Raw genomic sequence first — 14,449 nt, forward strand, 5'->3', positions numbered from 1 at the left:
GATGAGCTGGCACGAGCACGCCGCGACTGTCCTGGACGACGACGTCGTCCGCTTGCGGCCGATCACCGAGTCCGACCGGGAGGGGATCCGCTCGGTGGCCATGGACCCGGCCATCTGGCGCTACTTCGTGGCGCTGGTCACCGACGAAGCGTCCTTCAAGGTCTTCTTCGACACGATGATCGCCGATCAGGCATCCGGCCGACGGGTCGTCTTCCACATCACCGACCTCGCCACCGGCCGCACCGCCGGGTCGATGAGCTACGGAAACCTGTCCGAACCGGACCGGCGGCTGGAGATCGGCTGGTCCTGGCTCGGCCAGGACTTCCGCGGCGCAGGAGTCAACCGCCACGCCAAGCTGCTGCTGCTGCACAACGCCTTTGAGCGGCTCGGCGCCGAGCGCGTGGAGTTCAAGACCGACCGGCGCAACGAGCAGGCCCGCCGCGCCCTGCGCAACATCGGCGCAACCGAGGAAGGCATCCTGCGCAGCTTCAACCCGATGCCGGACGGCACTCGCCGCGACGCCGTCTACTACAGCATCCTCAAGCCCGAATGGCCCTCGGTACGCGACCGGCTCACGGCCATGGTGGACGCGCGGTGACAACGCCCTTCGCGGTGGCGCACGTCGTCGCCCACGGCGAACCGTACGACATCGGCTTCGCGCACGGCACCGCCCTGAGGGAGCGGCTACGCGCCTTCCTCGACGACGGCGTCGCGCGCCTCAACCACCTGCTGCCCGCCGCCGTGTCGATCGTCGGCCTGTCCGGCGACATCGCCGCTCACCGGGCGGAGATCACCCGGTCGACGCCCCGGCTGGCCGACGAGATCGCCGGACTGGCGGCCGGCGCCGAGCTGACCCTGGACGAGGCCACCCTGCTGCAATTGCGCCGCGAGATCGCGGGATACCAGCGGATCCCCAACCGAGGAGACTGCACCGTCTACGCCCGGCCGGGCATGCTGGCCCAGACCGTGGACCTCAACGGGAATCTGGACGACCAGATCGCGGTCCTCGAAGTCGGCCACGGCGACCACAGGGCCCTCGTGCTGAGCTTCGCCGGACTGCTCGGCTATCTCGGCGTCAACTCCCGCGGCCTCGCGGTCGGTCTGAACCTGGTCCTCGGCGGGCACTGGGGTCCGGGCGTACCGCCGTATCTGGTCATTCGCCACCTCCTCGACACCGCGACCTCGGTGGAATCGGCGGTCTCCGCGCTGCGGTCGCTGCCCTTCGCCAGCTCCCGCACGATCGTGCTCGCCGACGCCGCCGAAACCGCCTGCGTGGAGGTCATCGGCGACCAGTACCGGGTGATGGCGGCGCGTGAATCGGTGCACACCAACCATTTCCTCGCCCCGGACTTCATCAGCCGGGACGAGCTGAACGTCTTCGCGCGCAACTCCTCGCTGCATCGGCTCCGGACGGCCGAGTCCGCTCTGCGGGCCCTGCCCGCGGACGCGGCGCCCGATGAGCATTTCGCGGTGCTGTCCAAGCCGCCGATCTGCGTCGCCGACAACGGTGACATCCGCCGGGAGCGCACCGTGGCCGCAGTCGTCCTCGATACCGAGAACGGAACGCTGCACCTGCGGCCGGGCGATCCCCGGCTGTCGAGAACCCGGTCCTTCACCCTCTGATCCGTCTCACCGGTCCGAACTGGAGGTCAACCCCGTGGAAGCCCTGCCCATCCGTGCGACGCCGGAGGACCTGACCCGTGTGAACCTGGGTGACCCCCAGACGTTCGCGGATTACGACCTGAGCGACTACTGGCGCACGTTGCGGGCGACCCAGCCGCTCTACCGGCATCCGGCAGTCGGGGACAGCCCCGGCTTCTGGGTACTCAGCCGGTACGACGACATCGTCGCCCTCTACCGGGACAACACCGCCTTCACCTCGGAGCGCGGCAATGTCCTGATCACGCTGCTGGGCGAAGGTGACTCGGCGGCCGGCCTGATGGTCCCGGTGACCGACGGGCACCGTCACAAGGAACTGCGCAATGTGCTGCTGAAGGCGTTCTCGCCGCGCGTGCTGAGCCGGATCGGCGAGCACGTCCGCCGGACCACCCGAACGCTGTTGGCCGCAGCGGTGGACCGCGGTGAATGCGATTTCGCGCTGGACATCGCAAGCAAGATCCCCATGTTCACGATCTGCGACCTGCTGGGCGTTCCGAGCCAGGACCGGGAGTACATGCTCAGCCTGACCAAGTCCGCGATCAGCTCGGACGACCGGCCGGAGTACTCCGCCGCGGCCGACGCCGCCCGCAACAACATCCTGCAGTACTTCCTCGGTATGGTCGAAGAGCGCCGTGCCGCGCCACGGGAAGACGTGGTCAGCGTGCTGGCCGGCAGCACGATCGACGGCGAGTTCCTCAGTGAGGACGAGATCGTCCTCAACTGCTACAGCCTGATCCTCGGCGGGGACGCGACCGCCCGTCTCACGATGATCGACTCCGTGCACAGCTTCAGCGCCCATCCGGACCAGTGGGCGGCGTTCAAGCGCGGTGACGTGTCCGTCAAGCTGGCGACAGAAGAGGTACTGCGCTGGGCCTCACCGACCATGCACTTCGGCCGTACCGCGGTACGGGACACGGAGATTCACGGCACCCCGATCAAGCGGGGCGATGTGGTGACCGTGTGGAACGTCTCGGGAAACCGTGACGAGACCGTCTTCGCCGACCCGGAACGGTTCCTCATCGATCGGTCGCCGAACAAACACATCGCGTTCGGGCACGGTCCGCACTACTGCATCGGCGCGTACCTCGCGCGGCTGGAGATCTCCGAAGTGCTGCTGGCGCTCCGCGACTTCACCGCCGGGTTCGAGACGGCCGGGCCCGTCCGCCGGATCTACTCCAACCTCCTCACCGGGATCAGCAGCCTGCCGGTGCGTTTCGAACCGGTCCCGGCCGAGGTGGAGGAAATGGTGCTCTGAGGCGAAAGGCACTCTCACGTCGCTGCGCTCTGGTCCGCTCGGCGGTCCGCCGTCGAGCCGACCGGTACCAGGAGCAGCCCGAGACCGGTGAGCGCGGAGATCAGCGTCAGCAGTGTTTCGCCCGTGATACCGGCGAGAAGTGCGAGAGCCGAGGCGCGCACAGCGAGCAATCGGAGCAGCCGAGCCGCCTCGGATGACGAGGTGTCCACGTCTCGTCCTTCCTCCCGGTGAGTCAGGAGGAGTGCTTCTCGATCCGTCATCGTCGGTCCGTTCGGACCAGACCGCCGGAGACGGGCGTGGTGCCCAGGCCGCTGTCGCCGTCCTCATGGCGCAGTACCCAGTCGTCGAGGTCGAGGGCCACTTCCAGCGGTTCCCTGGCCATATAGGCGCGCAACCGACGCACCTCACCGGCGGCTTCGGCCCCTTCGGGGCAGAGCAGTTCCCGGAAGACGGCCTCGGCCATCGCGAAGCGCACCCGCGCGGTACGCGCAGACACCCGCAGGACGTCGCCGATGAGCTGCCAGTCGGCACCGCCCATCCGCTCGAACACGGCCGCGGCCTCGAAGAACCGCTGTGCGGCCGCGAGCACTCGGGCGGCGTCGGCCAGCACGGTGCCCGGCGAACGGCTGGTGCCGTCGGGGTTCAGCTCCTGCTCACCGATCGGGACGGCCGCACGTGCGAGTTCGGCCAGTTCGCTTGCCTCGTAGGCCATCACCAGCCTCGCTCGGGCCGCATCCGTGTACGGTGCGTCGGCTCCCGTGTCACCTTCGGTCATATCAGTCAGCCTCAGCTCCCGACGATGGGGATGATCGAGCACGACTTCCCCGCAGGGTCAGCCGCGCAGGAAATACAGGACGGTCATGGCCGCGGCGGTGGTCAGGATGACGCCCCGCAGCAGCCGGGCAGGAAGACGGCGGGTGAGATGGGCGCCCGCGAAGCCGCCGACCACGGCTCCGATCAGCATGGTCGTGAGAAGAGGCGGAGCGCTCAGTGCGTCCGAGGCGACCAGGAACAGAGCGGTCGCGCTGAGATAGACGGCCGCGAGCTGCGCGATCCGCATCGGGTTGGTGACCGCCGCGTCGAGGCCGAGGCCGATGCTCCACAGGGCCAGCATCATGATGCCTACGGCGCCACCGAAGTATCCACCGTACACGGCGAGGAAGAACTGTCCGACCAGGACAGCTCGGGGACTCATGTGGACCGAGCGGCCCAGCGCACTGCTCAACAGCTGGGACAGGCGGCGTCCGCAGGCGAGGATCACCGTGGCAAAGGCGAGCAGCCACGGCGCCGCGGCGTCGAACGACGATGCCGGCAGCGCCAGCAGCAGGCCGGCACCGACTCCGCCACCGATCACACTGATCGCGGTCAGCGCCTTCGTGGACGTCGCCCCGACCGGGGCGAGTTCACGTCGGCACACCCACGCGCTGGTCACGGCCCCGGGCACGAGGGCGATCCGCGACAATGTGTTCGCCGTCACCGGTGACAGGCCGAACGCGACGAGTGCGGGCAGCGCCACGAACGTGCCCCCACCGCCCATGGCGTTCAGTACTCCGGCGGCAACACCGGCCAGCAGGACAAGCAATAGCTCGGACACACGCCGAGCATCGCTCCGTGGCCGGCGGGTCCACAATGCGTAATCGGTGTACTCAGCCTAAGGCTGGACCTTAGGCTGCGAGGGTGCGCTATGACTTGGACGACCTGCGGCTCTTTCTCCACATCGTGACGGAGGGGTCGATCACGGCGGGCGCTCACCGGATGCACCTGAGTCTGCCCTCGGCCAGCGCCAGGGTGCGCTCGCTGGAGCACCATGCCGGCGTGACGCTGCTGATCCGCGGCCGCCGGGGCGTGCGGCCCACGCCTGCGGGGACGACCCTGGCCCGCCACGCACGCGACGTGCTCGACAGGACCGCGCGGCTCGAAAACGCCGTCGCGAGCTACACCCGGCCCCCGACCGCTCCGCTGACCCTGCTGGGCGGCGGCTCCGCGATGCACCGGCTCGTGCCACGGGCCCTGGTCTCGTTCCTCCGCGTGCACCCGGACGTCGACGTGACGGTGTCCGAGAGCCGCACTCCTTGGACCGTGCGGATGCTCGCCGACGGCGAGGCGGACCTGGGAGTCGTCCTTGACGACGAGGCCCGCGACTGCGGCCTGCGCATGGAGCCTCTAGGTGACGACTCCCTCGTCGTGATCGGCCAGGCCGGAGGGATCCTCGCCGGACGGACCGCGCTGACCTACAGCGAGGTCGCCGAACACCCTCTCGTCGGGCTCGACGCCCATTCCTCGCTGCGCCGCTGGATCGAGAAGCACCTCGGGCCCCACGCTCCGGTGGTGCGCTACCGCACCACCGTCGCCAACCTCGGCGTCCTCGTCACCCTCGCCGCCGCCGGCGCCGGGCTCGCCGTCGTACCGCGTCGCGCCGTCGACCCCCACCAGCCGCTCGACGTGTGCGAACTGCAGGACCCCTGGGCCCGCCGCCACCATCTGCTGGCCTGGGGCGTCAAGGACCGCACCTCGCCGGCCACCGCGGCGCTGGCCGAACACCTCCGCCATGCGGCACTGTCCGAGCCTTTCTCCCCCTTTGCACACCAGGACCCCGATGGTCGGCGGCCCTTCCACGACGGCTGACCGAACACCGGACACGGGCATCAGCGCGAGCGGCTGCGGCACGGGCGGCGCGGCGAAGGGCGACGATGACGGCACGAGGCCGTGAACCGCGCTGGTCACCGCGGTGAGCCGAGTACAGGACACCCATCTGACGTGACACTGGATCGAGTTCGGCGACGTGAGCGGGGTCCGCTCCCCAAGCGACAGCGGGTCCGGCCCTGGAGCCCTGGCTCAGACACCAGCCGCAAGGTAGCGGTCAGGACTTCGCGACCGTGGTCTTCTTGGGCCGGCGGGGGACGGTCTTGGGTCTTGTCGAGGTGCCCGTGTTCGCCACGATCAGCTCGCACTGGAGCTCTGCCAGTACGAACAGCATCCCGAACATGGCCCGCCCTTCCATGGTGCAGGTGCCGATGCTCTGCTCGATGACGTGCAGCCCGATGCCCCGCTCGCGCAGCTCGGCGCCGAGATGAACACCAGGGACGCCCGGAGGAACCGCAGGCACAGCGCGGCCATCTCGACCTCCTCGCGCCGTAAAGCATGACGATCGACGATGTCCTGCACCGCCTTGCCGGGGAGTGTGCCGAACTGACCCAGCCACCAGCCCCCGCAACCCTCCTGGCCGGAGAGTTCCTGGCGAAGGCAGACGCAGGGCGGTGGCTGGATGTGCTTCTGTGACGAAGGAGCTACGAGCGGCCCTCTGTTACGGCGCCGCTGTCGCATGCCGCTTGCCGTGCGGCGTCCACAGCGGCCTTCTGGTGGACCGCGAGTGGTTGCTCCGGTGAGTTCTCCATTTCGGCGAAGGGGTCGGTGACCAGATCGCTCACACCGAGCAGGGCACTCAAGGTCTGAGCACCACAGAACGGCACATGCAACGCGGAGTATCCCCCCTCCTGTGCGAGGACGAGCCGACCGTCGCACAATTCGTCGGCCAGTTGCAGCAGACGCCCGGTCAGTGTGCCGAACGCCTTGGCCGGCAAGGCCATGCGGCCGTTCGGGTCAAGACCACCGGCATCGAAGCCGCAGGCGACCGCGATGAGGTCCGGTCGGAAGGCTCGCAGAGCCGGCTCCACAACCTTGGCAAAAGCATACTCATATGCGCCCAGGCCGCTCCCGGCCGGGAGCGGCAGGTTCACCGTCGTACCGACGGCGTCACCGGTGCCGGTCTCCGTGATCATGCCGGAGTCGTGCGGGTAGAGCCGCTCCTGGTGCAATGACACCGCGAGCACGTCGGGATCATCGTAGAAGATGCTCTGTGTGCCGTTGCCGTGGTGGACGTCCCAGTCCACCACGGCAACCCGCCCCAGTCCCTGATCGGCGCGGGCCTTGAGGATGGCGATGGGCAGGTTCGCGAGCAGGCAGTAGCCACGGGCGCGGTCCCGCTCCGCGTGGTGTCCCGGCGGCCGTACGAGGGCGTACGCGGTGTCCACCTCCCCAGCCGTGACGGCGCGAACCGCTTCGGCTGCTCCGCCCGCGCTCAGCACGGCGATGTCGAAGGAGCCGGGGCCGAACCCGGCGAAGTCCCCGAGTTCGCCGCCCGCGGCCGCGGAGAGCCGTTCGAAGGCATCGATGTAGTCGGCGCCGTGCGCGCGGAGGAGATCCTCACGCTCCAGCATGAGGGGCTGGAGGGGATGTGTCAGGGACAACAGGCCCGATTTCGTCAGCAGGTTCAGCAGACGACGGCGGGGCGTAGGGGTCTCCAGTTCGGCCCCCGGCTCGATGTCGCCGCCCACGGCGACGATGGATTGGTGCCAGTAGTACTGCTCATGGCTGACGAAGCCGACCCGGCGGGCGGCGCCGCTTTTCTCGCTGTCCATGGTTCTCCGTGTGGTGAGGTTCAGGGGGCGGTGGCGGCGTCACGGCGCAGTTCGTCGATGTCGCTGCTGCCGATCCGCAGGCACGAGGCTGCGCCGGGCCCCCCGGTGAACAGTTCTCGTGTGACGGGTTGTCCCGGCAGTGCCGTCCACGGGTCGGCGTCGGCGGCTGCTTCGGGGACATATTCGGGGAAGTTGCTGCTCATGATGTCCAGGGCCATGCGGTGTCCCTCGCGCAGGCGGTAGGCGACGCTCTGCAGATCGATGGGGACGAGCTCGCCGTTCACCTCGGTGTCGAGACGCACCTGTCCGTAGGCGATGAGGTACGCCTGTCCGCCGGGGGCCACATCCAGCAGGCGGGTGTGGATGGTCGCACCCGCGGGAGCTTTCAGCCGTAGCGTCAGTGTCACGGCGCCGATCAGGTCGGTGTCCTGGTCGGCGACCGGGCCGGTGAAGCGCAGGACGTCGTCCCGCTTCCCGATCGGGGCCAGATCGGCGCGGTCGAGCAGCATGGCGAACGGGTTGGCGCCGGCGGAGGGAATGAGGCGGGACGGGTCGTGCGTCCAGACCAGCCGGCTCTGCTCGACCACCGGCTCCTCGGCGAGGGCGCCCGGTGCGAGGTGGTACTGAAGGTCCGTGGCGTGGGGCGGCGGCCAGGCCGTGCTGGTGTGCCACTCGCCGTGGCACACCTCGTAGCACACCTGCGGGGGCATATCGCCGGACCGGCCCAGGACGGCGTCGAAGAACTCGATCGAGGGATCCAGGTAGCGGGGCAGCATGCGTTCCAGGGCGGCCGCCTGGATGCCGTGATCGTTTTCAGGACCGACAGGCGCGTGGCCGAGCCAGTAGTTCTCGTGGTCGATGGCTTCCAGGCGCAGGTAGAGGTGGTCGGCCCAGGCCGGCTCACGACGCAGGGCGCGCACATCAGTCCACGACCAGACGGCGCAGTTGTCGAACCAGCCGATCGTGTAGAGGGCGGGTACGGGCGTGCTGTCGGCCAGAGTCTTCACCGGCGGCGGGACGAAGCGTGAGTCGCCGGTGAATTCGGCGTCGAAGTTCGCCGAGCGCTTGCCCAGTTGGTCGAAGAGGGGCTCAAGGGCGTCGCGCAGCGGGCGGACGCTCCAGTCCGGCTGCCATTCGTAGCGGTCGGCGTCCACGTAGTGGGTGGTGAAGTAGTGCTTTCGTGAGGTCTGTTCGACCTCGCGGGTGCCGTCACCGTGCCGGAGTGTCATCGAGAGCTGCGAGCCGGTGACGCGCGGCGAGATCGCCTTGAGCGCGGGGTGGCCGCTGATGGCGGCGGCGATCGCGGTGTAGCCGTAGTAGGAGTCGCCCCACATCACCACGTTGCCGTCGCACCATGGCTGCTCGGTGATCCACTGGATGGTGTCATAGCCGTCGTCGGGCTCGTTGACACCGAACTCGGGCTCGCCCTCGGACCGGTACTTGCCGCGCACGTCCTGCACCAGGATGTGGTACCCGTGAGCAGTGAAGTAGCGGCTGACGGTTGGCATGAAGCAGTAGGAGCCGTCTTTGTCGTACGGCAGCCGTACGAGGATGACAGCCCCGGGGCGGTCGGGGGCAGCCAGGTACAGGTCGGCGGCCAGCCTGACGCCGTCCCGCATGGGGATCCTGACCTGGTCGGCGTCGAGAGGCACGGGGCCGGGGCCGACGTGGGTGACGCTCAACATGCATTTTCTCCGTAACTGTCCAGGGCACGGCGATCTTCCGCCACCCGGTCGAGGTCCCATCCGGGAGACGGTATGGAGTCCAACAGCAGTCGTGTGTAGGGGTGTTGGGGGCTTCGCAGCAGTTGCTCCGTCGGGCCGTGTTCGACGACGCGGCCGTGGCGCATGACGATGGCCGAGTCGGTGATGTAGCGGACCACCGCCAGATCGTGGCTGACGAACACATAGGAGATGCCGGTCTCGCGGCGCAGCTCGTCGAGCAGGGTCAGGATCTGGGCCTGGATCGACACGTCGAGCGCGGCCACGGCCTCGTCGAGCACCAGGACACGCGGTTCGACGGCCAGCGCACGTGCGATCGCGGCCCGCTGTCGCTGACCGCCCGACAGGTCCCGTGGCCGGGACTGCCCCGCCCGGGTACTCAGGCCGACCTGGTCCAAGAGCTCCGCGACCCGCTCCTGTGGGCGGTCGGAGCCCGTCTTGTGCAGGTGCAGCGGTTCTGTGATCGACTCGGCGATGGTCAGACGGGGATCGAAGGAGGCGTACGGATCTTGGAAGATCATCTGAAGCCTGCGGGCGTGCTTCAGCCGGTCCTGGCGGGACCGGGCCGCGACCTTCTCCCCGTCGAACATGACGGCCCCCGAGGTGGCCTGCTCCAGACCCGCGAGGATGCGGGCGGTGGTGGTCTTGCCAGAGCCGGACTCGCCGACGATGCCGAGCGAGGCGCCGGGATCCAGCTCGAAGCTCACGTCCTGAACGGCGGTGAAGTCCTTGAACCTCTTCACCAGGTTCATCACACTCAGTACGGGTGTGGTCATGGTGTCACCTGTTCCGGGCGCAGACACGCCGCGAGCGACGTCCCATGAGAGCGAAGAGCGGGAACCTGCGTGACGCAGTCGTCGTCCGCCAGGGGACATCGATCGCGGAAGGCGCAGCCCCGCGGGACTTCCGCCAGTGCACGCGGGTGTCCCTTGATGGCCTTGATCGTGGCCTTCTCGCCGTGCACCGAGGGGCTCGCCTCCAGCAGAGCCTTTGTGTACGGGTGTGAAGCTGCTTCGAATAGACGGTCGCTGGCGGCTTCTTCGACGATGCGGCCCGCGTACATGACATAGATGCGATCGCAGATGGCGGCGGCCAGATCGAGGTCGTGGGTCACGAACAGCATCCCGGTGCCGTGCGTCCGCTGCATGCGTTTGAGCAGTGTGACGACCTCCGCCTGGGTGGTGACGTCGAGTGCCGTGGTCGGCTCGTCGGCCAGCAGCATCTGCGGTTCGACCGACAGGGCGCCCGCGATCATGACTCGCTGTAGCATGCCGCCCGAGAACTCGTGCGGATAACGCCGCATCGCCCCCTTCGGATCGCGGATACCCACCTGATCCAGCAACTCCAGTACCCGGTCGGTCGCCTTGACCGCGGACGTGCCGCGGGCGCGAAGAGCCTCGGTGAGGTAGTCGCCGACCCGGCGGACGGGATTGATGGAGGACCGCGGGTCCTGGAAGATCATCGACACCCGGGTGCGCCGGAGTTCCCGAAGTGCCCCTCGGTTTGCCGTGAGCACGTTGAGGCCGGCCACCCTGACGTCACCGGTGGCGGTCGCTCCACGGGGCAGCATGCCCAGCGCTGTCCTTGAGGTGAGGGACTTGCCCGAGCCGGACTCGCCGACCAGACCCACCGTCTCGCCGCGTGCCACACGCACGCTGACGTCGGCCAGCAAGGGCGTCGTGCCGAGGGACAGGTTCAGTCCCGTGATGTCGAGTGCGGTCTCCCGTGCCGTGTCCTTCTCCTCGGTGAGCACCGTCATGCCTCTTCACTCCTTTTGCGGCCGATGGAGGCGCCGATGTGCTCACCGATGACGTTCACACTGACCACGGTCAGGAGTACCGCCACCCCGGGCACCAACCCGGCCCAGGCCGAGCCTTGCAGGATGGCGCTCTGTGCCTCGTTGATCATGGAGCCCCAGTCCGAGGCCGGCGGGCGCACGCCCAGGCCCAGGTACGACAGCGACGCGAGGTCCACCAGCGCGTACCCGAAGGACAGGGCGCTCTGCGCGATCACCACGGGCATTACGTTGGGCAGCAGATGACGCAGGGTCACCCACATCTTCCCGAAGCCCATGACGCGGTAGCTCTCCAGGTACGGCTTGGCGCTCTCCTGAAGCGCCACACTGCGTACGATGCGCCCGATGAAGGGCGTGTAGCTGATGGCAAGGGCGCAGACCGGCGCCAGGACTCCTGGCCCGAAGACCGCGACGACCAGCATGGCCAGCAGCAGGCTGGGGAAGGCGAAGACGATGTCCATACCGCGCGACAGCACGGCGTCGGCCCATCCGCCGGCCCGCGCGGCCAGCAGGCCGATCGTGGTGCCGAGCAGCATGGACAGCAGCACCACGCCCAGCGGTGCGAGCAGCGACAGCCGGGCCCCGTACATGAGCCGGGACAGCACGTCCCGTCCGGTGGAGTCGGTGCCGAGCAGATGGCCTGGGCTACCCGGTGGCAGCAGGGAGTCCAGCAGGCTTGTGGCATCGGGTGAGTGCGGCGCCAGCACGGGTGCGAGCAGGCCGGTCAAGGCTGCGAGGACGAGGAAGCCGGCCGCCAGAACGAGGCTGAGCGGCTGACGGGCACGCTTGCGTGCGGCCTTGGCTCGCAGAGCGGGGACGGTGAACGTCATCGGAGCGGACCTCCGCTCGTCACACGCGGATCGACGAAGGGCGTCACCAGATCCACCAGGGTGTTGACGACGACGAACAGACCGACCGCGATGAGGGCGATGCCCTGCACCACGGGGAAGTCCCGCCGGTTCACCGCCTTGACGAGCAGGGAACCGACCCCGTCCAGCCCGAACGCGGTCTCGACGACGGCGGTGCCGACGAAGAGGGTCGCCACGAGCAGGCCGATGACGGTGAGGAGGGGAGGCAGGGCGTTGCGCACCACGTGGCGTGCGATCACCGCGCCCCCGCCGATCCCACGGCTGCGTGCCACCTCGACGTGTTCGCGGGACAGTTCCTCCGCGAACGCCACGTTGGCCAGCCTGGCAAGGACACCGAAGACCGCGACCGCCATGGCGACGGCGGGCAGGGTCAGATGCCACAACCGGTCGCTGAGGCCGGTGCCCGCACCGGTCGCCGGGAACCAGCCCAGGTTGACGGAGAACAGCGTCAGCAGCCCGATGGCCGCGAGGAAGGTCGGCGTCGCCGTGGTGACGGAGGCCAGCACGGACGCGGCGCGGTTCACCACTCCCCCCTTGACCGCCGACAACAGTCCCACTCCGAGCCCGAACACGGTGGCCAGGAGGGCTGCGTACAGGATGAGCAGGCCGGACACGCTGAGCCTGCTGGTGATCAGCGAGGTGACGGAGGTCTGGTAGACCAGCGACCTGCCGAAGTCGAAATGAAACGCGTCCGCCATCCAGGCCAGATAGCCCTGGGCGAATCCCTGGTCGAGGCCGTAGCCGTGCCGCAGGGCCGCGATCTGCGCCTCGTTCAGGCGGCGGCCACCGGCCAGCGCCAGTACCGGGTCACCGGGGACGAGCCGCAGCGTGCTGTAGATGAGCACCGATGCGACCAGCAGGGTCAGCACGGCGCCGAGGACGCGTCGGCCGACCCAGGGAGCGATGTCGCGCAGCATGACTCACACACCGCCCAGGCTGGTGGCCCACGGGGTGTAGTAGTAGCTCTGCCGCGGCACCAGCCCACCGAGGCCCTTGCGGTAGTAGACGTTTACGTACTGCGTGACGATCGGAACGTTGATCAGGTCCTTTGCCATGATCGCCTGCGCCTTGCTCACCAGCTGGGCACGCTGGGTGTCGTCCTCGGTCGACCGCGCGGCCTTGATGGCGGCGTCGTACCCCTCGTTCTTGTAGCCGACGAAGTTGTAGAAGTTCCCTGTCGTGAAGAACGCGTAGTACGTCACGGGCTCAGCGAATTCCAGGTAGCCGGTCACCAGGAAGATGTCCAAGCCGGCCCGCGCCTCGGCCGAGGAGAAGATGCCGCTGTACTGCTCGGCCGTGAGCGGCTTCAGCTCGATCTTCATGCCCACCTGCGTGGCGGCGTCGGCTATCGCCGTGGCGATCTTGGTCTCCTCCTCGCTCGCCGACGTATACGCCAGGACGATCTTCTGCTTGGCCTTGACCGATCCACTGACCAGCGACTTGGCCTTCTTCAGGTTCTGGGCAGGCGCGGGCAGCTTGTCATAGGCAGTCTTGTAGACGTCCTTGCCGTACCCCCATGCCGCCGGCGGGACCAGGGCGCGCAGCGCCTGTGCGGTTCCCCCGTAGACGGACCTGACGATGCCCTGGTAGTCGATCAGGTTCTGCAGTGCCTGGCGGGTGGCCGGGTCGGAGAGGGCCCCCTTGGAGTTGAGCACCGACAGGAACGTGGGGGAAAGGCTCTTGCCGTACAGCATGGTGCCCTTGCTCGCCAACTGGTGCTGGGCGGCGCGCGGTACCGCGTACTCACCGTCGATGTCGCCGCTGGCCAGGGCGGCGGCCTGGGCGGAGGAACTGGAGATGAATTTGAAGCGCAGGGTCTTCACCTTCGGTTCGACCGAGGTGTTCCACCATGCGTCGTTGCGCGTCAGGACAATGTTGCGGCCTTGGGACCAGCGGGTCAGCTTGTAGGGGCCGGTGCACATGACCCCGCCCTTGGCCGTTCCGAAATCCTTGCCGGCCGCCTCGGCGAACGCCTTCTCCACGACCGCGAAGGCGGGCGTGGCGAAGTAGTCGGACGCGAGGGCGTCGGCCTTCTTCAGCTTGATCGTGATCTCTTTGCCGCCGGTGATCTTGATGGTGTCCAGGTTGGGTGCCCAGGTGATCCACGACGAGCCGGTCTTGGGGTCGAGCACTCGATTGATGCTGTAGAGGACGTCTTCGGCGGTGACCGGCTTGCCGTCCCAGAATGTGACGCCGTTGCGCAGGTGGATCACGTAGGTCAGGGAGTCCGGGTGGTCGATCTTCTCGGCCAGCGCCGGTTGGAGCTGGGAGTCCTTGCCGAAGGTGAACAGGGACTCACACATGTTGCCGACCACGGTGCTGACCTCCTCGGTGGCCGACAGCGCGGGGTCGAGTGTCGAGGGTTCGCCGGTGCCGAGGTTCCAGTTGACGGTGTCGACGTTCTTGGTCGCGGCCGGGACGGATGTGGTGACGGCTTGAAGCTGCGTCTGCTGGGCGGCCGAGTTGTTCTTGCCTACGCACCCGGTGAGGACGCATGCACCGACGAGGGTGGCGGCCACTGAGGCCTTGTAGGACGTTTTCATGAGGGGGACCCTTCGATGCGCTGATGCGGGCCGGGGGATGCGGGTGCCGGGAGGGCGATGAGGCGCCAGAGGGCTGACCGCCCGGTGAAGTGGCGGTTGGCCGAAATGTTCGTTACGGGCGGTCGTACGTGCGGGGTGCCAGCGTCTGTGCTGGCTTGATTCTTTGTCAATGGTGACGACAAAAAATGG

15 protein-coding genes are annotated in these 14,449 nt (G+C 68.2%); 4 read left to right on the plus strand and 11 right to left on the minus strand.

Going from position 1 to position 14,449, the window contains the following annotated elements; genetic code table 11:
- The first annotated feature begins 1 nt into the window (after position 1).
- The 3 genes from ABT245_RS14110 to ABT245_RS14120 are packed head-to-tail and all read left to right on the plus strand — an operon-like array spanning position 2 to position 2,914.
- On the plus strand, positions 2-598 hold the full coding sequence (locus tag ABT245_RS14110) for a GNAT family N-acetyltransferase (RefSeq protein ID WP_351733041.1): 597 nt from the start codon (positions 2-4) through the stop codon (positions 596-598).
- Positions 595-1,623, plus strand: a complete 1,029-nt coding sequence (locus ABT245_RS14115; protein WP_351733043.1) for a C45 family autoproteolytic acyltransferase/hydrolase — start codon at positions 595-597, stop codon at positions 1,621-1,623. Before ABT245_RS14110 ends, ABT245_RS14115 begins: the two co-directional genes overlap by 4 nt.
- Positions 1,624-1,657: 34 nt before the next feature.
- The gene (locus ABT245_RS14120; RefSeq protein WP_351733045.1) at positions 1,658-2,914 is read left to right on the plus strand and encodes a cytochrome P450; all 1,257 of its coding nucleotides are present in this window, start codon (positions 1,658-1,660) and stop codon (positions 2,912-2,914) included.
- A 14-nt stretch (positions 2,915-2,928) separates the two neighbouring features.
- Here ABT245_RS14120 and ABT245_RS14125 read toward each other — a convergent pair whose 3' ends face one another.
- From ABT245_RS14125 to ABT245_RS14135, 3 genes are read right to left on the minus strand one after another with little or no spacing between them, the layout of a single operon-like run.
- Positions 2,929-3,123: a hypothetical protein gene (locus ABT245_RS14125; protein WP_351733047.1), complete on the minus strand. Its 195-nt coding sequence runs from the start codon at positions 3,121-3,123 to the stop codon at positions 2,929-2,931.
- Positions 3,124-3,170: 47 nt separating this feature from the next.
- Complete coding sequence (locus ABT245_RS14130) at positions 3,171-3,689, minus strand: hypothetical protein (protein ID WP_351733049.1); 519 nt, start codon at positions 3,687-3,689, stop codon at positions 3,171-3,173.
- Positions 3,690-3,746: 57 nt separating this feature from the next.
- Positions 3,747-4,508, minus strand: a complete 762-nt coding sequence (locus ABT245_RS14135; RefSeq protein ID WP_351733051.1) for a sulfite exporter TauE/SafE family protein — start codon at positions 4,506-4,508, stop codon at positions 3,747-3,749.
- A gap of 83 nt (positions 4,509-4,591) precedes the next feature.
- Between ABT245_RS14135 and ABT245_RS14140 the strand changes: the two genes are divergently transcribed.
- Positions 4,592-5,539 carry a LysR family transcriptional regulator gene (locus ABT245_RS14140; protein ID WP_351733053.1) on the plus strand — a complete coding sequence of 316 codons (948 nt, stop codon included), beginning with the start codon at positions 4,592-4,594 and terminating at the stop codon, positions 5,537-5,539.
- A gap of 235 nt (positions 5,540-5,774) precedes the next feature.
- Here ABT245_RS14140 and ABT245_RS14145 read toward each other — a convergent pair whose 3' ends face one another.
- From ABT245_RS14145 to ABT245_RS14180, 8 genes are all read right to left on the minus strand, one after another.
- The gene (locus tag ABT245_RS14145; RefSeq protein ID WP_351733056.1) at positions 5,775-6,020 is read right to left on the minus strand and encodes a recombinase family protein; all 246 of its coding nucleotides are present in this window, start codon (positions 6,018-6,020) and stop codon (positions 5,775-5,777) included.
- Positions 6,021-6,201: 181 nt separating this feature from the next.
- Positions 6,202-7,332 carry a histone deacetylase-like amidohydrolase gene (locus ABT245_RS14150; RefSeq protein WP_351733058.1) on the minus strand — a complete coding sequence of 377 codons (1,131 nt, stop codon included), beginning with the start codon at positions 7,330-7,332 and terminating at the stop codon, positions 6,202-6,204.
- A 20-nt stretch (positions 7,333-7,352) separates the two neighbouring features.
- Positions 7,353-9,017 carry a CocE/NonD family hydrolase gene (locus tag ABT245_RS14155; RefSeq protein ID WP_351733060.1) on the minus strand — a complete coding sequence of 555 codons (1,665 nt, stop codon included), beginning with the start codon at positions 9,015-9,017 and terminating at the stop codon, positions 7,353-7,355.
- Positions 9,011-9,829, minus strand: coding sequence for an ABC transporter ATP-binding protein (locus ABT245_RS14160; protein ID WP_351733062.1), 819 nt, complete (start codon positions 9,827-9,829; stop codon positions 9,011-9,013). Before ABT245_RS14160 ends, ABT245_RS14155 begins: the two co-directional genes overlap by 7 nt.
- On the minus strand, positions 9,826-10,812 hold the full coding sequence (locus tag ABT245_RS14165) for an ABC transporter ATP-binding protein (RefSeq protein WP_351733064.1): 987 nt from the start codon (positions 10,810-10,812) through the stop codon (positions 9,826-9,828). The genes ABT245_RS14160 and ABT245_RS14165 overlap by 4 nt, the downstream gene beginning before the upstream one ends.
- Positions 10,809-11,678: an ABC transporter permease gene (locus tag ABT245_RS14170; protein ID WP_351733066.1), complete on the minus strand. Its 870-nt coding sequence runs from the start codon at positions 11,676-11,678 to the stop codon at positions 10,809-10,811. Before ABT245_RS14170 ends, ABT245_RS14165 begins: the two co-directional genes overlap by 4 nt.
- Positions 11,675-12,634, minus strand: coding sequence for an ABC transporter permease (locus ABT245_RS14175; RefSeq protein WP_351733068.1), 960 nt, complete (start codon positions 12,632-12,634; stop codon positions 11,675-11,677). The genes ABT245_RS14170 and ABT245_RS14175 overlap by 4 nt, the downstream gene beginning before the upstream one ends.
- A 3-nt stretch (positions 12,635-12,637) precedes the next feature.
- Positions 12,638-14,260 carry an ABC transporter substrate-binding protein gene (locus tag ABT245_RS14180; protein ID WP_351733070.1) on the minus strand — a complete coding sequence of 541 codons (1,623 nt, stop codon included), beginning with the start codon at positions 14,258-14,260 and terminating at the stop codon, positions 12,638-12,640.
- Between the last annotated feature and the right edge of the window lie 189 nt (positions 14,261-14,449).

Source organism: Streptomyces sp. NPDC001508, assembly GCF_040298665.1.
Classification (GTDB): Bacteria; Actinomycetota; Actinomycetes; order Streptomycetales; family Streptomycetaceae; genus Streptomyces.